The organism is Pseudomonas sp. GW821-FHT11D10, from assembly GCF_058808435.1.
The window spans coordinates 568884-589432 of record NZ_JBXARR010000002.1; the positions used below are offsets into that span (position 1 = coordinate 568884).

General features: G+C 60.4%; 16 protein-coding genes. 12 read left to right on the forward strand and 4 right to left on the reverse strand.

All coding sequences use genetic code 11. The features are described from left to right. Positions 1–345 precede the first annotated feature (345 nt). A complete protein-coding gene (locus AC1RT4_RS09060) occupies positions 346–954 on the forward strand; it encodes a hypothetical protein (protein ID WP_493085070.1) in 609 nt (202 codons plus the stop codon). Between the two features lie 71 nt (positions 955–1025). Continuing rightward, entirely contained in the window at positions 1026–1613 is a 588-nt protein-coding gene (locus tag AC1RT4_RS09065) for a zinc metalloprotease (RefSeq protein WP_493085071.1), read from the forward strand. Between the two features lie 59 nt (positions 1614–1672). Here the strand turns inward: AC1RT4_RS09065 and AC1RT4_RS09070 are convergent, their stop codons facing one another. Beyond that, positions 1673–2584, reverse strand: a complete 912-nt coding sequence (locus AC1RT4_RS09070) for a LysR substrate-binding domain-containing protein (protein ID WP_493085073.1) — start codon at positions 2582–2584, stop codon at positions 1673–1675. Positions 2585–2764: 180 nt separating this feature from the next. Between AC1RT4_RS09070 and aspA the strand changes: the two genes are divergently transcribed. The 7 genes from aspA to AC1RT4_RS09105 all read left to right on the forward strand — a co-directional run bounded on the left by aspA (position 2765) and on the right by AC1RT4_RS09105 (position 15261). After that, positions 2765–4189 (forward strand): aspartate ammonia-lyase, encoded by a 1425-nt coding sequence (gene aspA, locus AC1RT4_RS09075; protein WP_003229645.1) that lies wholly within the window; start codon positions 2765–2767, stop codon positions 4187–4189. Between the two features lie 442 nt (positions 4190–4631). Beyond that, on the forward strand, positions 4632–6077 hold the full coding sequence (locus tag AC1RT4_RS09080; RefSeq protein WP_273903999.1) for an alanine/glycine:cation symporter family protein: 1446 nt from the start codon (positions 4632–4634) through the stop codon (positions 6075–6077). Between the two features lie 99 nt (positions 6078–6176). Then, complete coding sequence (locus AC1RT4_RS09085) at positions 6177–7181, forward strand: asparaginase (RefSeq protein WP_127800703.1); 1005 nt, start codon at positions 6177–6179, stop codon at positions 7179–7181. Positions 7182–7269: 88 nt separating this feature from the next. Then, a complete protein-coding gene (locus AC1RT4_RS09090) occupies positions 7270–8268 on the forward strand; it encodes an AraC family transcriptional regulator (RefSeq protein WP_085606215.1) in 999 nt (332 codons plus the stop codon). A 132-nt stretch (positions 8269–8400) separates the two neighbouring features. Next, positions 8401–9426, forward strand: a complete 1026-nt coding sequence (locus AC1RT4_RS09095; RefSeq protein ID WP_007954279.1) for a histone deacetylase family protein — start codon at positions 8401–8403, stop codon at positions 9424–9426. Beyond that, the gene (locus tag AC1RT4_RS09100) at positions 9423–10523 is read left to right on the forward strand and encodes a polyamine ABC transporter substrate-binding protein (protein ID WP_493085079.1); all 1101 of its coding nucleotides are present in this window, start codon (positions 9423–9425) and stop codon (positions 10521–10523) included. Before AC1RT4_RS09095 ends, AC1RT4_RS09100 begins: the two co-directional genes overlap by 4 nt. Positions 10524–10641: 118 nt before the next feature. Beyond that, positions 10642–15261, forward strand: coding sequence for a dermonecrotic toxin domain-containing protein (locus AC1RT4_RS09105; protein ID WP_493085082.1), 4620 nt, complete (start codon positions 10642–10644; stop codon positions 15259–15261). Here AC1RT4_RS09105 and pdxR read toward each other — a convergent pair. Continuing rightward, the gene (gene pdxR, locus AC1RT4_RS09110; protein WP_493085084.1) at positions 15258–16811 is read right to left on the reverse strand and encodes a MocR-like pyridoxine biosynthesis transcription factor PdxR; all 1554 of its coding nucleotides are present in this window, start codon (positions 16809–16811) and stop codon (positions 15258–15260) included. The two genes, AC1RT4_RS09105 and pdxR, sit on opposite strands and share 4 nt — an antisense overlap. Positions 16812–16903: 92 nt before the next feature. On the opposite strand from pdxR, the gene AC1RT4_RS09115 reads away from it, so the two are divergent. Genes AC1RT4_RS09115 through AC1RT4_RS09125 form a run of 3 tightly spaced genes read left to right on the forward strand, consistent with a single transcriptional unit; the run spans position 16904 to position 18668 of the window. After that, complete coding sequence (locus AC1RT4_RS09115; protein WP_493085088.1) at positions 16904–17527, forward strand: FMN-binding negative transcriptional regulator; 624 nt, start codon at positions 16904–16906, stop codon at positions 17525–17527. A gap of 10 nt (positions 17528–17537) precedes the next feature. Beyond that, positions 17538–17984 (forward strand): GNAT family N-acetyltransferase, encoded by a 447-nt coding sequence (locus AC1RT4_RS09120; RefSeq protein ID WP_011336633.1) that lies wholly within the window; start codon positions 17538–17540, stop codon positions 17982–17984. A 12-nt stretch (positions 17985–17996) separates the two neighbouring features. Beyond that, entirely contained in the window at positions 17997–18668 is a 672-nt protein-coding gene (locus tag AC1RT4_RS09125; protein WP_493085091.1) for a GNAT family N-acetyltransferase, read from the forward strand. A gap of 30 nt (positions 18669–18698) precedes the next feature. Here AC1RT4_RS09125 and AC1RT4_RS09130 read toward each other — a convergent pair whose 3' ends face one another. Together AC1RT4_RS09130 and AC1RT4_RS09135 are read right to left on the reverse strand one after the other, a co-directional pair. Beyond that, on the reverse strand, positions 18699–18977 hold the full coding sequence (locus AC1RT4_RS09130) for a helix-turn-helix domain-containing protein (RefSeq protein ID WP_064379753.1): 279 nt from the start codon (positions 18975–18977) through the stop codon (positions 18699–18701). After that, positions 18974–20326 (reverse strand): HipA domain-containing protein, encoded by a 1353-nt coding sequence (locus tag AC1RT4_RS09135; RefSeq protein ID WP_493085093.1) that lies wholly within the window; start codon positions 20324–20326, stop codon positions 18974–18976. Before AC1RT4_RS09135 ends, AC1RT4_RS09130 begins: the two co-directional genes overlap by 4 nt. Positions 20327–20549: the final 223 nt, after the last annotated feature.

Consider the following 20549-nt stretch of genomic DNA (forward strand, 5'->3'; position numbering starts at 1 on the left):
TCTGTCCGGAATCACGCATTTTGCTGACTCGAGGTTCAAGAATATCTGTTCGATCACTCATGCGGGAAGCATGGTCAACAAGTTGAATGGAGAGCGTATTTAAACCTCCGAAAGACTTCGTGCAATAAAATTCAAAACTTCCCTCAGAGCCACTAAAAAATTAAATGATATACAACTAACCACCAACCATAAGCACAGCGATACCACCCAGCAACGAAAAACCAAAAACCACTTTTAGCGCGCAGCAACAAATTTATAAATAAAACCCTTCTGAAATCGCAATGGCAGATAGTCGGCACCACTACCCACCACCACCCATTCAATTGAAATCAAAAAAATTTAAACATGACCAAAGCGCCTTTAACACTGCATGTATTCATCCACAATGACTTATCGAACAAAAGTAGACATGCGTTGTACAACACCCACTTCTCCTGGTTTTCTGATGAAATCCAGAACCTCTCTGGCCGCAAGATATCAATCAATATGTACAGCCCGTCAGAAGCAGAGACCCTGAGTAATTTTGATTATAAAAATATTTCTGCCGCCGGTTCTCTCGACGTCTGGGCAGAGAAATTAAGAAATCGTTTCGGCCCCGCACTACTGGGAGACTCGCACACACGATTCAACAAATACTTATTGCTGACCCGCGACGATATAAGCCCTGGCGTAATGGGAATTGCCCAAGTCGGGGGTTACGCCGGTATGTCCTCAACGAGAAGCGGCATGGTCCCTGCTCACGAAGCAGGCCATATGTTCGGCGCGACCCATGAAGACAGCGAAATCCTTTACAACGGCTGGTGGAGCGAAACGATCATGACTGACGATGAATTCTCACCACTTCGAAGCAATGCCAACCGTTTCAGTGATAAAAACAGAGAGAACATTCGCAATTACCTGGACAAAGAGATTGTACAGCGGCCCGTGCCGCGTCCCGAAGACGATTGGGACTGATGCAAAGCTGCCGAATCCCACAGCTCTCGCATTTGAATAGAGACAGGGGTCATTTTAAAAAGGACTGAAAAATGGCTGCAACCAATAGAAAACGAGACATCAATATCTTCGCCATCGTTCACGATGACTTACCGGCGAGTACGACCAAGAACATATACGCCGATCACTTCCGTCCGTTCGTCAAGGAACTGCAGAGTTTTATCGATCGACAGTTCAACGTTGTCTTTGGCAGGGGCGCACCCTACAGCCAGTTCAACTACAAAGGTGATGACCCGCTGCGCACCTTGAAAGGTTGGGAAGAACTGGGGCTGCAGTACCTGGAACTCGCCAACGCCGAAGGCTTTGAAACGGGCCCGCTGGACCAGGTCGTTCTGCTGACTAAAGAAAACCTGAACGAGAAGACCGCGGGTGCCGCATTGCTGCGGCCTCCACTCAACACCGGCAACTTTGCAATTGCCTCCCTGACCAGCCGACTTAATGTTGGCCATGAGGTGGGGCACTTGCTGGGTGCTCGACATGAAGATTCGGAAATTCAGTACAACGGCTGGTGGTGTGAAACATATATGACCCCACAGCCCAACCCGCTCAGATCCATTTGTTACAGTTTCAGCCCGAAAAACAGGGAAAACATAAAAAACCATCTGGCTAACAAAGGCTGATCAGTCGCCCGGTGACTCGTCAGAGGCGAAAAACAACGTTCGCCTCTGCTTTCCTTCACTCAGTTATTGCCACTCGCCGCGCCTCCCTCCAGCTTGCGCCACAACAACCGCACATTGGCCTTGCGCACCAGCGCACAACGGTACAGGCGAATCTCCAGCGGCACATGCCATTGCGGGCCGCCGCAGACCACCAGTTCACCCCGAGCCAATTCGGCGCGCACGCTCAGTTGTGGCACCCAGGCAATGCCGAGGCCTTCCAGCGCCATGCTTTTAAGGCTGTCGGCCATGGCGGTTTCATAAATCGTGGTGAAGCGCAGCTGACGCTGGCGCAGCAAACCGTTCACCGAACGCCCGAGAAACGCCCCGGCGCTGTAGGCCAGCAACGGCACACTGCCCTCGCCTTCCAGATCGAACAACGGCTTGCCATTGGCATCTGCCGCACACACAGGAAGCATCTCGGTCTGGCCCAGGTGCAGCGACGGGAAGATTTCCGGGTCCATCTGCATCGCCGCGTCCGGGTCGTAGAACGCCAGCATCAGATCGCAGCCACCTTCACGCAGCGCGTGCACCGCGTCGCCGACGTTGGTCGCCACCAGCCGGGTAGCAATGTTCAGGCCTTCGTTGCGCAATTGCGCGATCCAGCGCGGGAAGAAACCGAGCGCCAGCGAATGCGCCGCCGCGACCTGGATCACTTCGCCCTGCCCGCCTTCCAGGTGATGAAGATGACGCAGCACTTCACCGAGCTGTTCGACCACCGTGCGCGCGGTCACCAGGAACAGTTGTCCCGCCGCCGTCAGCTCGATCGGCGTACGCGAGCGGTTGACCAGCGTCAGACCCAGCGCCGCTTCCAGGCTGCGGATCCGCCGACTGAACGCCGGCTGGGTCACGAAGCGCCGTTCGGCCGCCTGCGAGAAGCTGCGGGTGGCGGCCAGAGCACTGAAGTCCTCGAGCCATTTGCTTTCCAGATTCATCACGTCCTCCCGGACACGCACCAAAACAGGTCACACGTCTGCCGCGCACGCGGCGTCACACGGGCATTATGCCGAATGTGCATAGGGCAGTGTTTAACAGCATTGGCCCAAAAATTCCCACAAGCCTAGCATTCGCAGCGTTCCGGCACAGACCGGGTCCATATCGAGATGATTTCTATCATGTCCTCCGCTGCATCATTCCGCACAGAAAACGACCTGCTTGGCGCCCTCGAAGTCCCTGCTCAAGCGTATTACGGCATCCAGACCCTGCGAGCGGTGAACAACTTCCGCCTCTCGGGCGTTCCGATTTCGCACTACCCGAAGCTGGTTGTCGGTCTGGCGATGGTCAAACAGGCCGCCGCTGACGCCAACCGCGAGCTGGGTCACCTGAGCGAAGCCAAGCACGCTGCCATCAGCGAAGCCTGTGCACGTCTGATCCGCGGCGATTTCCACGAAGAGTTCGTGGTCGACATGATTCAAGGTGGCGCCGGTACCTCCACCAACATGAACGCCAACGAAGTGATCGCCAACATTGCTCTTGAAGCGATGGGTCACCAGAAAGGCGAGTACCAGTACCTGCACCCGAACGACGACGTGAACATGGCGCAGTCGACCAACGACGCCTACCCGACCGCGATCCGTCTGGGTCTGCTGCTGGGTCACGACGCGCTGCTGGCCAGCCTCGACAGCCTGATTCAGGCATTCGCGGCCAAGGGTGAAGAATTCAACCACGTCCTGAAGATGGGTCGTACCCAGCTGCAAGACGCCGTGCCGATGACTCTGGGTCAAGAGTTCCGCGCTTTCGCCACCACCATGGGCGAAGACCTGGCCCGTCTGAAGACGCTGGCCCCGGAACTGCTGACCGAAGTGAACCTGGGCGGAACCGCGATCGGTACCGGCATCAACGCCGACCCGCGCTACCAGGCCCTGGCCGTACAGCGTCTGGCGCTGATCAGCGGTCAACCGCTGGTTCCAGCCGCCGACCTGATCGAAGCCACCTCCGACATGGGCGCCTTCGTACTGTTCTCCGGCATGCTCAAGCGCACCGCGGTCAAGCTGTCGAAGATCTGCAACGACCTGCGCCTGCTGTCCAGCGGTCCACGCACCGGCATCAACGAGATCAACCTGCCGGCGCGTCAGCCAGGCAGCTCGATCATGCCAGGCAAGGTCAACCCGGTTATCCCGGAAGCCGTGAACCAGGTGGCATTCCAGGTGATCGGTAACGATCTGGCGCTGACCATGGCAGCCGAAGGCGGCCAACTGCAACTGAACGTGATGGAGCCGCTGATCGCCTTCAAGATCCTCGACTCGATCCGTCTGCTGCAACGCGCCATGGACATGCTGCGCGAGCACTGCATCGTCGGCATCACCGCCAACGAAGCGCGCTGCCGCGAACTGGTCGAACACTCGATCGGTCTGGTCACCGCACTGAACCCGTACATCGGCTACAAAAACGCCACCCGCATCGCCCGTATCGCCCTTGAAAGCGGCCGCGGCGTGCTGGAACTGGTGCGCGAAGAAGGTCTGCTCGACGAAGCCATGCTCGCCGACATCCTGCGCCCGGAAAACATGATTGCTCCGCGTCTGGTGCCTCTGAAGGCCTGATCCGACGCGTTACTTGTAGCACCGCTCACCAGGTCGAGGGACTAGACACCTCTCACCTTTTGAGGGCTTGGAGATCATTCTCCAAGCCCTTTTTTTTAACTGTTTGAACCTGAGAACCGTATGTATGGAAGCTGGCCGCAAATCAGCTTTCACACAAACCCGACGCCGGTAACGTCGGGTGTTTCAAAGCCTCGTTTCGTCGCTTGCACCACAACCGTGCAGACGGGCGCCGCACTGATCGGTATAGTGCCGCCCCTCTTCGCGTGAGCGGTCGTCGGTAACGAGGCCATAACCCATGCGAAACCCGAACTAATAACAAACCCGCGATATGGATCCGGGACGAAACCCTCGCCTCGCCTGTTGTGCCGCGCGCACACCGGTGTAACGCGATGTTTCCGACCATCCAGCATTTGCTTACACAATAAACAGCGAGGAAAAATCCATGCTCGAAGTCATCAACGACTTCCTCTCAGGGAAAGTACTGATCGTGCTCATTGTCGGGCTCGGTAGCTACTTCACGATTCGCTCGCGTTTCGTTCAATTGCGCCATTTCTTCCACATGTTCGCGGTGTTCCGCGACAGCCTCAAAGGCAGCGCCGGGCAACTAAGCTCGTTCCAGGCCCTGATGCTCAGCCTCGCCGGCCGCGTCGGTGCAGGCAACATCGCCGGTGTCGGCATCGCCGTGACCCTCGGTGGTCCGGGTGCAGTGTTCTGGATGTGGGTGACCGCACTGGTCGGCATGTCCAGCAGCTTCTTCGAATGTACCCTGGCCCAGGTCTACAAGCGCGCCGATGGCGACGGCCTGTACCGTGGCGGTCCGGCCTACTACATCCAGCACGGCCTGAAACTCAAAGGCATGGCGGTGGTGTTCTCGATCCTGCTGCTGGTCACCTACGGCTTTGCCTTCATCGGCCTGCAGTCCTACACCGTGACCCACTCGCTGCAAAACGCCTTTGCCTTTGATCCGCAACACACCGGCATCGTCCTGGCAGTGCTGCTGGCCATCACCTTCATCGGTGGCATCAAGCGTATTGCTTCGGTTTCCGACCTGCTGGTTCCGATCAAGACCCTGGCCTACATCGGCGTGACCCTGTACGTGATCGGCACCCAGATCGAACACGTGCCAGCCATGCTGGAAACCATCTTCAAGAGCGCCTTCGGTCTCGACCCGGCCTTCGGCGGCCTGCTCGGCAGCGCGATTGTCATGGGCGTGAAGCGTGGCGTGTTCGCCAACGAAGCGGGCCTGGGCAGTGCGCCGAACGTCGCCGCCGTGGCCGCCGTGAAGCACCCGGGCGCGCAAGGCGTGGTTCAGGCGTTCAGCGTGTTCCTCGACACCTTCGTGATCTGCACCTGCACCGCACTGCTGATCCTGCTGTCGGGCTTCTACACCCCGGGCTTCGAAGGTGACGGCATCGTCCTGACCCAGAACTCGCTGGCCGCCGTGGTCGGTGACTGGGGCCGCATGTTCGTCAGCGTCGCGCTGTCGCTGTTCGTCTTCACTTGCATCCTCTACAACTACTACCTGGGCGAAAACAGCCTGCAGTTCCTCACCCGTAACCGCGCTGCGCTGATGACCTTCCGCGGTCTGGTGCTGGCACTGGTGGTCTGGGGTTCGATGCAAGACCTGTCGACCGTGTTCGCCTTCGCCGACATCACCATGACCTGCCTGGCCTTCGTCAACCTGGTGGCCCTGGCGATGCTGTTCAAGGTCGGCATGCGCGTGATGCGCGACTACGACGCGCAGCGCCGCGCCGGTGTCAGCCAGCCTGTGTTCGATTCCAGCAAGTTCAGCGACCTGGATCTGGACCTGAAGGCCTGGCCGGCCAATCCGTCGGCCGACACCCAGGCTGACGCTCAGCCGCAAGGCATCCCTGCAGCGCAACGCTGATCGGGTAAAAACCGGGCGCAGATCCTGCGCCCGGCGTGACACAAGCAGCGGTCGGCGTCATGCTCGACCGCATGCTGTCCTCGTTCAGGAGAACTCCCCATGAATTCCTCGACCTACCCTGCCGCCCAGCACGTCATGGTGCTGTACACCGGTGGCACCATCGGCATGCAGGCCAGCGCCAATGGCCTGGCCCCGGCGTCCGGTTTCGAAGCGCGGATGCGCGACTACCTGCACAGCCAGCCTGAGCTGGTGGTGCCTCAGTGGCGCTTTCGCGAGATGTCGCCGCTGATCGACAGCGCCAACATGACCCCGGCCTACTGGCAGCAACTGCGTGAAGCGGTGGTCGACGCCGTCGATGTGCAAGGCTGCGACAGCGTGCTGATCCTGCACGGCACCGACACCCTGGCCTACAGCGCCGCCGCCATGAGCTTCCAGTTGCTCGGCCTGCATGCCCGCGTGTGCTTCACCGGCTCGATGCTGCCGGCCGGCGTCACCGACAGCGACGCCTGGGAAAACCTCAGCGGCGCACTGGTCGCCCTCGGCCACGGCCTGGCGCCGGGCGTGCATCTGTATTTCCACGGCGAACTGTTGGCCCCGACCCGTTGCGCGAAAGTGCGCAGCTTCGGCCGTCATCCGTTCAAACGTCTGGAGCGTCAGGGCGGCGGCGTGAAAGCCACCTCCCTGCCGGCCGCGCTGAACTACAACCAGCCCAAGCAACTGGCCAAGGTAGCGGTGTTGCCGTTGTTCCCGGGCATCGGCGCCGAGATCATCGACGGCCTGCTCGACAGCGGCATTCAGGGTCTGGTGCTGGAGTGCTACGGCAGTGGCACCGGACCGAGCGACAACCCGCAATTCCTCGCCAGCCTTGGCCGGGCGCGGGACAACGGTGTCGTCGTGGTTGCGGTTACGCAGTGCCATGAAGGCGGTGTGGAGCTGGATGTCTACGAAGCGGGCAGCCGCTTGCGTGGCGTTGGCGTGTTGTCCGGTGGCGGCATGACTCGCGAGGCAGCGTTCGGCAAGTTGAACGGATTGCTTGGTGCAGGTCTTGAGACAGCTGAAGTTCGGCGACTGGTCGAACTCGATCTGTGCGGCGAGCTCATCTGATCGCAACAAGCTGTGGGAGCACCTCTGCTCCCACAGCCCGGCATGCAACTTGCTGCCGTTTCCGGCACCCCAAGGCTGGAAGTCCCCGATGCTCCACTCCCACCTCACCACCCTCAACGCCGTCTCCCTGGTGCTCAACACCTTCAGGGATCAAGGCCTGTCCAGTGAAGCGTTGCTGGCCGGCAGCGGCATCAGCGCGGCGGATCTGAGCCGGGCCGACACCCGCATCACCACCAATCAGGAGATGCAGGTCTGCGCCAACGCGGTCGCGCTCAAGCATGACATCGGTCTGGAACTGGGCCGGCGCATGCACGTTTCCTGCTACGGCATCCTCGGTTACGCGCTGCTGACCTGTGCCACCTTCGGTGACGCTTTGCGGCTGGCGATCCGTTATCCGGCGCTGCTGGGAACACTTTTCGAACTGAGCCTGGAAGACGACGGCGAGCGTGTCTGGTTCGTCGCCGCCGATTATCGCGAGAGCCCGGCGATGGCAGTGTTCAACGCCGAGTTCTGTCTGGTGTCGCTGAAAGTCATCTGCGACGACCTGCTCGGCCATCCGTTGCCATTGCTGGCTACCCGCTTCGAACACACCGCACCGGATTACCGCGACAGCTACGCCGAACACTTCAAGGCGCCGCTGCACTTCGGCGCCAAGGACAACGCCTTCGCCTTCGACCGGCGCTGGCTCGACCAGCCGCTGCCGCTGGCCGACATCATCACCCACCAGGCCATGGCCGAGCGCTGCCGCAAACAGAACACCGAGTTCACCGGCCGGCAGGCGTGGCTGGGGCGGATCCGTCAGTTGCTCAGTGCGCAACTCAATGCCGCACCGGGGCTGGAAGGTCTGGCGCAGCAGATGAACTGCTCGCCGCGCACCTTGCGCCGGCATTTGAAGGACATGGGTTGCAGCTATCAGGAACTGCTAGACGAACTGCGCTTCGAGCGGGCCAAGCAGATGCTTTGCGAGGATCAGTTGCCGATCTACCGCATCGCCGAAACCCTCGGTTTCAGCGAGACCGCGAGCTTCCGCCATGCCTTTGTGCGCTGGAGCGGCGTGGCGCCGAGTCAGTTCCGGCCACACGGTTAAACCGTCGAGGGGCGATATCAGGTCAGTATTTTTGGCCACATCGATCCCCTTTTGGCCTCTCTGGCCGTTCTCCGATTCGCCTCGCGCCGCAACACTGGAGCCAACCGAATCAGCCCCTGCGGAGAACAACAAATGCTGACGATCTACTCTGACGATCACCACCTGCACCATGGCCGCTGCGAATTGATCGACGGGCAACTCAAGCCTTGCTTCGAGATGCCGTCGCGCGCCGACCACGTGCTGCAACGGGTTAAAAACCAAAATCTCGGCCCGGTCGAGGCGCCGAAGGATTTCGGCCTCGGGCCGATCGAGCGCATTCACAGCCGCGATTACCTCGACTTCTTCAAAGGCGCCTGGGCGCGCTGGACCGAATTCAACACCGACGGCGATTTGCTGCCCTACACCTGGCCGGCGCGCACCTTGCGTCAGGTCAAACCGACCAGCCTGCACGGCCAGCTCGGCTATTACAGCTTCGACGGCGGCGCGCCGATCACCGCCGGCACCTGGCAAGCGGCGTACAGCGCGGCGCAAGTGGCGCTGACCGCACAAGCGGAAATCCAGCGCGGCGCCCGTGGGGCCTTCGCCCTGTGCCGTCCACCGGGACACCACGCTGCCGGCGATTTGATGGGCGGTTATTGCTACCTCAACAACGCCGCCATCGCCGCGCAAGCGTTCCTCGATCAGGGCCACAAGAAGGTCGCGATCCTCGACGTCGACTACCACCACGGCAACGGCACCCAGTCGATTTTCTACGAGCGCAGCGACGTGCTGTTCACTTCGATCCACGGCCATCCGGAAGCGGAATTCCCGTTCTTCCTCGGCTACGAAGACGAACGCGGCGAAGGCGCCGGTGAAGGCTTCAACTTCAACTATCCACTGCCGGCCGGTTCCGGCTGGGATGTCTGGAGCGCGGCGCTGGATCAGGCCTGCCAGGAGATCGACAACTACGGCGCCGACATCATCGTCGTGTCGCTGGGTGTCGATACCTTCAAGGACGACCCGATCTCGCAGTTCAAGCTCGACAGCCCGGATTATCTGGCGATGGGCAAGCGCATCGCGGCCCTCGGCAAACCGACCCTGTTCGTCATGGAAGGTGGCTACGCGGTGGAAGAAATCGGCATCAACGCGGTGAACGTGCTTGAAGGTTTCGAACAATGAGCAGACTCAAGCACTTCATCGCGCCGGCGTTGTGCGCGGCGCTGCTGAGCGGCGCGGCCCAGGCGGAAGAACGCACCCTGCGCGTCTACAACTGGTTCGACTACATCACCCCCAAGGCGCTGGAAGATTTCAAGGCGCAGAACAGCCAGACCAGACTGGTCTACGACATCTTCGACACCAACGAAGCGTTGGAAGCCAAGCTGCTGACCGGCAACTCCGGCTATGACGTGGTGGTGCCGTCCAACGTGTTCCTCGCCAAGCAGATCGAGGCCGGGGTGTTCCAGCCGCTGGATCGCAGCCAGTTGCCGAACTGGAACCACCTCGACCCGAAACTGATGAAGCTGATCGAGGCCAACGACCCGGGCAACAAGTTCGCCGTGCCGTACATGTACGGCACCATCCTGATCGGCTTCAACCCGGCCAAGGTCAAGGCAGCGCTGGGCGACAACGCACCGGTGGACAGCTGGGACCTGATCTTCAAGGAAGAGAACATCAGCAAGCTCAAGCAATGCGGCGTGGCCCTGCTCGACTCGCCATCGGAGATCCTGCCGCTGGCCCTGCAACACCTCGGCCTCGACCCTAACAGCAAGAACCCGGCGGACTACGCCAAGGCTGAAGCGCTGCTGATGAAGATTCGTCCGTACGTGACCTACTTCCATTCGTCCAAGTACATGGCCGATATCGCCAACGGTGACATCTGTGTCGCGGTCGGTTATTCGGGCAGTTTCTCGCAAGCCGCCAACCGCGCCAAGGAAGCGAAGAACGGCGTAGTGGTGGACATGCGCCTGCCGAAAGAAGGCGCGCCAATCTGGTTCGACATGCTCGCGATCCCGAAAGGCGCGAAGAACCCGCAGGACGCCTACACCTTCGTCAACTACCTGCTGCAACCGCAGGTGATTGCGCCGGTCAGCGATTTTGTCGGTTATCCGAACCCGAACAAGGACGCCACCGCGCAGGTCGACCCGGCGATTCGCAGCAACCCGAATCTGTACCCGACCGATGCGGCGATGAACACGCTCTACACCCTGCAACCGCTGCCGCGCGATGCAGAACGGGCGCGGACCCGGGCGTGGACCAAGATCAAGTCCGGTACCTGAAACGTCGCGACCCGATCAGACCCGCACTCGCGGGTCTTTTTTTGCCTGCGAGATCTATGTACCGCAGCGTCCCATGGCCTTGATCCTACTGTGCCGGTTTCCTCCCATGGACACGACCATGACCAAACCTGCCGCAGCCATCACGCCCAGCGTTTCCCCTCCCTTGCTGAAACAGAGCCGACTGGTCGAACTGACCGGTGAGGGCTACTCGTTGCATCAAGTCGCCTCGGCACTGTTGCGCGAAGCGCTGAACAAAAGCCATCCCGACCAACACATCGATCCTGATCGCACGATGCTCGCAACACCGCTGGGCGAATCCGATGCCACACAGAACGCCACGGGGGTATTTACCTTCGAATCCTTGACTCACGCGTTTATCCATCACTGTCTGGACAGGACCGCAGCCGACTACACCGAAGGCGAGCATTTCCTTACCCGTACACCTGAAGCAATCCCGCCGATAATCCTGCCGGTGAGCATGGACGACGTCACGACGCTGGTGAACGATCACGCACCTTTTCTGTTTCTCGAATACCAGCAGCGCCAACTCGATTACTGGAATGAATCTGCCGACACCCAGCCACGCTGGCAGGAACTGTCCGATCTGTTGCGTTCGGCCGCCAATGTGCAGTCCGCCAGTGGCTGGGACGTCGACGAATGCGCACTGGCGCGATTTGTCGCACAACACCCGGAGCGGACAGAACGCTCGACAATGAACAGCGATTTCAACGGGGTGAAAGCCTGCCTGATGGACATCGACCTGGTCGACGGCAGGGACAGCACACACCTGCTCATCGCCGGCGCCCTGGTGCTGACCGCCACCGTCAAACAGCGGCAACGGATCCTGATGTACACCATCGCCGATGGCTATGAGTCTTTCGAGTCGCTGGTTGCGCTGGGTGAAACATTGCCCCAGCGACTCGACCCCGGACTGTCCGATCACTCCCTGAACTGGCGCCTGATCGAACCCGAAGGGAATATTTTCGATGCCGTTGCGCAGGCGCTGATCAGCAACCAGCTCGGTGCCATCGATGCACTTGACCCTGCCAACCCGTCGATCAGTGCTCACGCAGGGTCCGGGCGACCCAGACGTGGCCGGTTCAGCTCACTCGAGCGAGCACGGCTCGACCAGCTCGAAGAGGCCATTCCCGATTGGCTTCATGCCGGCTCCGTCCATGATCTGCAAGACTACAGCCGTTACATTGCCGAACTCGGATCCTTGCGCGACGACGTCGAGAGTAGCGTTTTCAAGGACGATGACATCCCCCTGATCAAGCCGTACGCCGAACGCCGGATGCGCGAAGCCATCATCGCCGACGAAAGCGCTGAAGGCGCCTCGGATCTGCCTCTGGAAAAACTGCGAATCACCGTGACCAACAGCTTCGAAACCGGTGGTTTCACCCTGCCCAACCCATTTGACCGAACACACGAAACCCTGGGTGAATTCGCCTTGCAAAACGCCCCGCCGTACCAGGCCACCATCGCCTTTGACGATGGTCAGACCGTACCGGCCTGGCTGACCGTGGATTTTCTCAGCGCAATCGCAGAGAAGATCGACATCGGCCGTCACTATCCCCAGCTGATCAAGCGCGCACTGATCGATGATCCGATCCGCGCAGCCGGGCAAAAGACCCGTTACATGCGCCAACTGCCAACGCTCCTGCCGATGCTTGCACTGGAGTGCAAACTCAAACGCCTGGGCGACGTCGATGAGCGCGGTTATGCCTATGTCTGCCAATTGATGGATGCCGTCAGCCGCAAACTGCCGACAGCCGAGCATTCGGTGACCATCCGACCGCTGGCGTTCGTCCCTCGTCGGCGCTTGAGCCGGCGCTCGGACGTTGTCGCCAACATGTTCATCATTTGCCCGCGTGACCACACGCAGGGTCCCTGCCTGTTGTACCGGCCGCTGCTGGACACCCCGTTGATGCAATTCGCTTCTTTGCAAAACCTGATGTACGCGCTGTATCAGGCTGGCGAACTGCGCAATTCGGTACTGGCCTGGCTGGACAATGCAGCACTGAGTTTCGAGTACTCGCAATACGCCTTCCCGGTCGGCCTGCCCTCGCCGTGGATCGTCACTCAACTGGCCACCGAACCCTTCATGCACCTTGACCTGACCGGCCCGATCGAACTGGAAAACGCGCCCCTCGACGGCGACATCCTCGCGTCTCTGTACATGGCAAACAGTCAGGCGCTGGTCGAACTTGCAAACCGCCAGTCGCAGTCCAACCGCGAGCGACGCTGGGCACTTCTCGCGGACAGCGGCTGGGCGATCTTCAGCGTTGCCGCGAACTTCATGAGCGGAGCGGCGGGCACCGCCGTCTGGGTCTGGCAGACCATCACGCAGATCCAGCAGACGCTCGATGCGCATGAGCGCGACGACACTCTGGTGACCTGGCAATCCACCGCCGATGTCCTGCTGACGCTCGGCATTATCCTGACCCAACACGTCGTGGCGCGACGCAACCGTTCGTGGCTGCCGCGCCTGAGCGAACCGTACGAGGCTGGCGAACGGCTGCCGGAAAACGAGGCGTCAACCGGGGCCCCGCCATCCACTCCCGAGGTCCCACCGTCCGTCACGCTGGATCCGTTGACCACCACCGGCGACCTGCCTGTCGGGCATCTCACTCAACTGGAACCTGACACGTTGCTGCGACCGGACTCCAGCGCACGGTTCATCGCAATGCTCGACCGCTTCAAGATCGCCACACCTGACTTGAGCGATCAACGAGCCTCACCGGTCACTCACCTGTACACCCTCAAGGGCAAGACCTGCGCTCAAGTCGGCACGCGCTGGTTTCAAGTCCTCGCCCCGGCAGACGAGCCGGTTCACATCGTCGATCCGGCCGATCCACAACGAATCGGCATGGCACTGAAATACGACGAGACTGCCGGAAAATGGCACTGGGATCCGACACTGCGCTTGCGCGGCGGCATGCCGAAAAGCCGGATCGAGGCATTCCGCCGTTCCAAAAAAAAGGCCATGGACGACGCCTGGGCGAAGCTGGAGCAATTTGAAGCAAGGGAAACCGAAGCGAAAACACAACTGCTGCGAGCGCTGGTAGCTCTTCCACGGGACACCAGCGAAGCGGGATTCGAGGTCTCCGCAGCCACTTATCTGGACCGAGCCACAAAGTTGGGAAACGACTACACCCTGGCCCTGGCCCAACTCGAAATCTGGCGCGAAGCCGGGGGCGGTGGCTCGGTTCACCAGGCCAAGCTGATGAGCCTGACCCTGGGTCAGCACCGCTGTTTCGGCTCGTGGCTGCGGGTCAAGATGCGCATGTACGCCAAGACCACCCAGATATTCGTCGACAGCGCGACCCATCAAACCCTGGTACCCCGCAAAGAGCAGATCGAAACCGCCACCATCGCCACAGCGTTGAGCGACGAAATGATTGGCACCCTGCAGACCCTGTCTCGCTCGCTGCTGGTATTGAACAGCCACTCTGCAAAGGCCCGAGAAGTGGCCACGAGGCTGGAAATGCTGCTGCCGGATTTCAGCACACTCGATCTCGAAGCCAATGAAATCGGCATGTCCTACGAGCGCTGCGTGAAGGAACAGCCGGGAGCCACGATGGACGCCGCCCGTGCCGCTATCGGGATCATCACAGCCGCGGCCGCCGATGCCAGTCATGAGTTGATCCTGCTGAACAAGACAGCGGTGGTCGCAGACGGGCAGCCGGCCCGGATCGAACGTTTATCCCAGTGGAACGACCTCTTCGCCAGCCTCGGCGAACGCGTTGAGCAATTGCCTGCGGCCCACCCCGGCCAGTTCGTCCAGGCTCGTCTCGACAGGGTTCGCGAGCTGATCGACGAATTCCACGCAGTGGCTCGAGAACGCCTGACCACTGAATTACCAGAACCGGAAGAACGACCGACGCCCGTCAAATCCCGGCCGCAGCCCTCGACATCACAACCCAGGGCCAAGGTCACCAAAAGCCGTCCGCGCCCCGCTATCACCGAACAGGCCGCCGCGGACGAGAGTGGTTCTTCGGAGGCAGAAACAACGTTCGTCAAACTCACCGCGCAAAGACCAGGACCGACGGCACCCTCCGATGACGAGGACCTCGTTTCAGCAGCGATGGACCTTGAGGCGAACATCGACAGCTTCAACAGAAAGACCCGTGAGGACGCCAAGCGGCCAGGGCGCATTCCCGCAGACATCCGCGACATGTTCGAGCAGCAAGTCGAACGACTCAAACAAATGGCCATCGACGTCGACAGCGCGATCACCCGAAGAAAAAACGCCAGAAAGGATCCCTGGCCCATCGCCTCCCTCATCCCCGGCCTGCGCGACGGTGCAACCCGCACCCACGCCGAAGGAATTGCAACCTATGCGGCCATGCTCAAACAACGCAAGCCTCGGGAAACCTATTTCCACTGGCTGCACGACAACGGCCAGGTCAAAGTCATCAAGGATCCACGCGGGCGCATTCGCACCCGACATCGCGGGGACTATTTTCAGGAGTACCGGATTCTCGACAAGACCAACGCCGACAAGCCGCTGTGGGTGGCGCACTTTCACTATGACCAGCTCACGGATGCGGATGAGCAGTACACCATCGCCCACCTGAAACCGGCCGATGCCTATTTGCAGACGCTCGATGACAAGACCCGGCAGACACTCAACACCTTCGATGCCGTCGACAATGCACTACGGCGTATCGTCGATCCGCAGGTGCGCGATCTGTTCCTGAAACCACAACCAGAGGAACGACCGAAAGACCATTAACGGCGCCAGACTTCACGCAGACGGTCCAGGGCCGACTTGATCGCCGGCTCCGGCACCGCCGCAAAACCCAGCACCAGACCTGCGCGCTGATCGATCGGGGTCGTCGAGTCCGGTAGCCAGTATTTGCTCAAGCCGTGGACTTCCACCTCCACGCTGGCGGCTTGCTCGATCAATTGTTGTTCGCGGGCCACGCTGTCGACCGCCACCGTGAGATGGAGTCCGGCCGACACCGCAGGCAGTTCACCCACCCCCGCCAATCCTTGGGGCCAACCGTTGATCAGTGCGTTACGCCGGCTCAGGGCTGCCCGACGCATCCGCCGGATGTGCCGCTGGAAGTGCCCGGCCGCCATGAATTCGGCCATCACCGCTTGAGTACTCACTTCGGAGTGCCGGACATCCACCGCGCGCCGCTGGGCAAAGGCTTCCACCAGTCCCGGCGGCAACACCAGATAACCCAGGCGCAGCGCCGGGAACGCGACTTTGCCGAAAGTGCCGACGTACAACACGCGACCCTGGCGGTCGAGCGCAGCCAGCGGGGCCAAGGGCGCGCCGGTGTAGCGATACTCGCCGTCGTAGTCATCCTCGACGATCCAGCCGCCGGTGCGCTCGGCCCAGGCCAGCAGTTCCAGGCGTCGCGCCAGGCTCATCACCACCCCGGTCGGGTATTGATGAGACGGCGTGACATAAGCCACCCGACAATCTTCGGCGGCGGCCAGTGCCGCGCAATCGATGCCCTCCTCGTCCACCGCAATGCCGTGCAATCGACCGCCGGCCAGCGCGAACGCATGACCCGCTGCGCGATAGCCGGGATTTTCGATGCCCACGCCGGCACCCGGCTCCACCAGCAACTGTGCACAAAGGCTGATTCCCTGTTGTGCGCCACTGGTGATCACAATTTGCTCAGCCGAACACTGCATGCCGCGCGAACTGCGCAAATACGCGGCGATCAGCCCGCGCAGGCGCGCATCGCCCGCCGGGTCGCCGTAACACAGTTGCTGCAAATCGGGTTTGCGCCAGAACGCCGCGTTCAGCTTGGCCCAGACGTCGAACGGGAACAGATCGAATGCCGGAACCCCGACCCGGAATGCCCGTGGCGGTCCACTCGGTGGCGTCGGTAAATGGTTCTGCTCAAGCCGCTGCAAGGCACCGCTGTGGATAACTTTGCTGGATAAATTCCCAGTGGAATTGGCCGAAATTGTGGATAAGGCTGTGGGTAAGCTTGTTGAAAACCCTGTGGATACTTTTGTGGATAATTTTTTCGCGGGCGCCACCGATTGCGGCAACTGCGCCACATAAGTGCCGTCCCCGACCCGGCCTTCGATGAAACCTTCGGCATACAGCTGATCGTAGGCGCGCACCACGCTGTTGCGGGAAATCCCCAGCGCCGCCGCCAGATCCCGACTGGCCGGCAGACGTGTGCCGCTGGCCAGACGCCCGTCGAGCACCCGCAGGCGCAAGGCCTGGTAGAGCTGACGGCTCAGCCCTTTGCGGCGGTCGAGTTCGATACCGGCAGGGTTGAACGGCAGCGACAGCGTGGTCGAATCGGGCATGACAATGGACCTATGAAATTGGTCATCAATGGCTCTTACAACAGACCAATAGCCTGCCTACGATGCAGCCATTCGCCAAGGAAATTTTCTCCATGTACACGCCCCGCGCCTTTGCCATCGACGACCTGTCCCAACTGCACGAACTGATCCTCGCCACTCGCCTCGCCATCCTGGTCACCCACGGCGAACAAGGCTTGCAGGCCAGTCATGTGCCGGTGTTGCTGCATCGCGAACAAGGTCCGAACGGCACGCTGTACGGACATCTGGCCAAGGCCAATTCGCAGTGGAAAGACTTGCGCGACGGCGCCGAGGCCATGCTGATTTTCCCCGGTGCCGATGCCTACGTCAGCCCGGGCTTTTACCCGAGCAAGGCCGAACACGGCAAAGTCGTGCCGACCTGGAACTACGTCGCCGTGCACGCCTACGGTCACGCCGAAACCTTCAGCGACGGTGGTCGCCTGCTGGACATCGTCAGCACCCTCACCAACCGCCATGAGGCCGGCCGCGCCCAGCCCTGGTCGGTCGACGACGCCCCGGCCGATTACATCGACGGCATGCTCAAGGCCATCGTCGGGTTCGCCATTCCGATCGACCGCCTCGAAGGCAAACGCAAGCTCAGCCAGAACCGCAGCGCCGAAGATATCGCCGGCGTGCGCGAAGGCCTGGCCGCCAGCCCCGACATCAACGATCAAACCCTCGCTCACTTGATGCGTTAAGGAAATCCCCATGAGTCAGATCGACATCCGTCCGGTCAGCGCCGCCGATCACGCGGCCTGGCTACCGCTGTGGCAGGCCTACCTGCGCTTCTACAACACCGAGTTGCCGGACGCCGTCAGCCAAAGCACCTGGCAGCGTTTTCTCGACCCGAACGAACCGACCCACGCCGCCCTCGCCTGGGCCGACGGCAAAGCGGTGGGCATGGTGCATTTCATCTACCATCGTTCGAACTGGAGTATCGAAAACTCCTGCTACCTGCAAGACCTGCTGGTGGAGCCGCAAACCCGTGGCACCGGCGTCGGCCGCCTGCTGATCGAACACGTGTACGCCACGGCCAAGGCCGACGGTTGCTGCAAGGTGCACTGGCTGACCCACGAAACCAATGCCACCGCGATCCAGCTCTACGAGCGCATCGCCGAGCGTCCGGGTTTCATCCAGTTTCGCAAAGCCATTTAAGGAGCCATGTGCATGACGAATTCTCTTGCTGATTGGAAAGGCGCGCCGCCGCCCTCCACCACCCTGATCGAAGGCCGCTTCATCCGCCTGGAAAAACTCGACCCGGCACGCCACGGCGACGACCTGTTCAATGCCCTGCAAGGCCCCGGCGCCGACCCGAAACTCTGGGATTACTTGCCCTACGGCCCGTTCCCGGAACGCAGCGCCTTCAATGACTGGCTGAACAACCACGCGGCCCACAGCGATCCGTATTTCTTCAGCGTCATCGACCGCGCCAGCGGCCAGGTGCAAGGCATCCTCAGCCTGATGTCGATCGTCCCGGCCCAGGGCCGCATCGAAATCGGCCACGTCACCTTCGGCGCCCCGATGCAGCGCTCGCCGAAAAGCACCGAGGCGGTCTACCTGCTGGCCAAAGAATCCTTCGCCCTCGGCTATCGCCGCCTCGAATGGAAATGCAACAACGGCAACGCCCGCTCCAAATACGCGGCCGAGCGGCTGGGCTTCAGCTTCGAAGGCGTGTTTCGCCAGCACATGGTGGTCAAGGGCCAGAACCGCGATACCGCGTGGTACTCGATTCTGGATTCGGAATGGCCGGCGATTGCGGCGGGGTTCGAGCGCTGGTTGAGCGATGAGAATCAGACGGCGGACGGGCAGGTGAAGGGGTTGGTCGAGTGCCGCGGTTGAAACTCGCTCGACACTAAGCGGGTTGCGGGTTCAGCTGTTGTTTCGCCGAACCCGTACCACGCCCATTTTCAGCCCGAACGGGCGGAACACGGCATTCAGGGATTTCAGTGTCTGATTGCCCTCGCCGTGTTCGATGTGCACCAGCGTGCGTACCGAAATCTTGCACATCTTCGCGAACTGGGTCTGATGCAGCCCGGTCACCTCCACGCGTAAACGGCGAACGGCTTCACCGATTTCTACGGTTCCTTCAGCCAGCGCTTCTTGAATGCTTTCGATGAGCACGGTTCGCTCGGCGACAGTCATGCTCATTTCAGATCCCACTCTTTCAATCGTTGCTCCAGGTTTTTCAGGTGGACGCCCGGATGATTCATTGTCCGGTCAGGCAAACCGCTGGCGCTTAAAATGTCCGGCAACTCGGCCAGGCACTGCGCATCTTCACGCAGGCGCTCGAAAGACTCCGGCGCGTCGGACAACCCTGCCAATGGGTCATCCGGATCGGAAATATCCACCAATGCGCGACAAACCCCTCGCCAATCGACATCTCCCGCCCTCTCCAGCTCTTTTGGCCATTTGGTCGTGCGGGTCACACCTTCGTCATCCATGACCATGGGGGCCAGATCATAAATGGGGGCCAGACGATACGAGCCCTCGTCACGAATGATTGCGGTATTGCGACCGTGGTTATCCGAGTTACCAAGAATTTTGTTGATCAGGTCCCGACGTAAATAGTCCGCCACCAATGCCGGAATCTGATCCGCTTGCCCCGCATTGCGCCAGAGCTCGGCGAGCATGCGAATGACATCCATATGGTTCATCGCGCTTCCCGGCGTCGTCACTTCGGCCAGCGAATAAATCGACTCCACGGCAAAACGCTCTACCCCACGGCTCGTCACCTGGCGATCAAAACGCTGCATCCACAAGCTGGGCTTATTCGCTTCCTCTAACGCCAGACCTTCTGCCGAGACGGTTTCGATACCCAGTGCCTGAAGCGCCTGGTAGTAGTGGAATTCGCTGCGCAGGATGTCTTGATCGGTTTGACCTCCTTTATTCCGGGCGAACTTCACAAACCAGTGCTGATGGACGTTTTCATCATCCAACACGGCATCGGGATACAAAAGACCGGCGTGATCCTCTGCCAGAAGAATCTTGGGAGCCTCACCTCCGGCCCCTGTCGCCCCTCCAATCGCAGCCCCCATTTCATAGGCATATTCAAGGAAGCGGTGGTCACGGCTGACGACCTCCTGACGCTGAAAACCGATGGGCTTGCGCTCGTCGACAGCCTCGGCCGATTCTTTTATCCGCATGTTGCCGATCGGAGCCGGAGTGCAGCGACCAAGCAGATAAAGATCGGCACTGATGCCTGCAGGTTTCTCCTGCCCCAGACGTGCAAGAAGAAACCTTTTAGCGGCGCCTGCCGGCGCGATGTCATGCACGAATGCAGGCGTGATGGATCGCCGGCCTTCCCAATCCAGGGGATAGAGCGCACTCACGGCCTTGGAAAAAGGAGAGCCGATAGCCTCAATGTTCTCGACCAGATACGCCGACTCGTAGCCAAAACTGCAGCGGCTTTCGAAGCCTTTTTCGGGCGAGTCGAAACTCAATACCATCGCGTCGTGCCATTTGCCGGCGTCGAATATCTGCAATGTCAGGTTGTGCATGCGGCTCTCATCTGCAATTAAATGCATTACTGCGGTCGTTTGGTGAACCATAAGTGCAATATAGTACATTTCAGAAGAACGAGAGACCCGTAAACATGCAATAAAGTGCAGATAAAGGGTTTAAACCTCGAAATAAACGCAAAATAATGCAGATGCCGCTGAGTCCGCCATGGACATCATTCTGTAAAAACCCTCCGCTATACAGGACGCCCCGCTTATAACA

Coding starts and splice junctions, on each gene's coding strand:
- AC1RT4_RS09090 (WP_085606215.1), top strand. CDS start 7,270: ATGCTCCACTCCCACCTCACCACCCTCAACGCCGTCTCCCTGGTGCTC.
- AC1RT4_RS09125 (WP_493085091.1), top strand. CDS start 17,997: ATGACGAATTCTCTTGCTGATTGGAAAGGCGCGCCGCCGCCCTCCACC.
- AC1RT4_RS09105 (WP_493085082.1), top strand. CDS start 10,642: ATGACCAAACCTGCCGCAGCCATCACGCCCAGCGTTTCCCCTCCCTTG.
- AC1RT4_RS09085 (WP_127800703.1), top strand. CDS start 6,177: ATGAATTCCTCGACCTACCCTGCCGCCCAGCACGTCATGGTGCTGTAC.
- AC1RT4_RS09130 (WP_064379753.1), bottom strand. CDS start 18,977: ATGAGCATGACTGTCGCCGAGCGAACCGTGCTCATCGAAAGCATTCAA.
- AC1RT4_RS09100 (WP_493085079.1), top strand. CDS start 9,423: ATGAGCAGACTCAAGCACTTCATCGCGCCGGCGTTGTGCGCGGCGCTG.
- AC1RT4_RS09065 (WP_493085071.1), top strand. CDS start 1,026: ATGGCTGCAACCAATAGAAAACGAGACATCAATATCTTCGCCATCGTT.
- pdxR (WP_493085084.1), bottom strand. CDS start 16,811: ATGCCCGATTCGACCACGCTGTCGCTGCCGTTCAACCCTGCCGGTATC.
- AC1RT4_RS09120 (WP_011336633.1), top strand. CDS start 17,538: ATGAGTCAGATCGACATCCGTCCGGTCAGCGCCGCCGATCACGCGGCC.
- AC1RT4_RS09080 (WP_273903999.1), top strand. CDS start 4,632: ATGCTCGAAGTCATCAACGACTTCCTCTCAGGGAAAGTACTGATCGTG.
- AC1RT4_RS09115 (WP_493085088.1), top strand. CDS start 16,904: ATGTACACGCCCCGCGCCTTTGCCATCGACGACCTGTCCCAACTGCAC.
- AC1RT4_RS09060 (WP_493085070.1), top strand. CDS start 346: ATGACCAAAGCGCCTTTAACACTGCATGTATTCATCCACAATGACTTA.
- AC1RT4_RS09095 (WP_007954279.1), top strand. CDS start 8,401: ATGCTGACGATCTACTCTGACGATCACCACCTGCACCATGGCCGCTGC.
- aspA (WP_003229645.1), top strand. CDS start 2,765: ATGTCCTCCGCTGCATCATTCCGCACAGAAAACGACCTGCTTGGCGCC.
- AC1RT4_RS09070 (WP_493085073.1), bottom strand. CDS start 2,584: ATGAATCTGGAAAGCAAATGGCTCGAGGACTTCAGTGCTCTGGCCGCC.
- AC1RT4_RS09135 (WP_493085093.1), bottom strand. CDS start 20,326: ATGCACAACCTGACATTGCAGATATTCGACGCCGGCAAATGGCACGAC.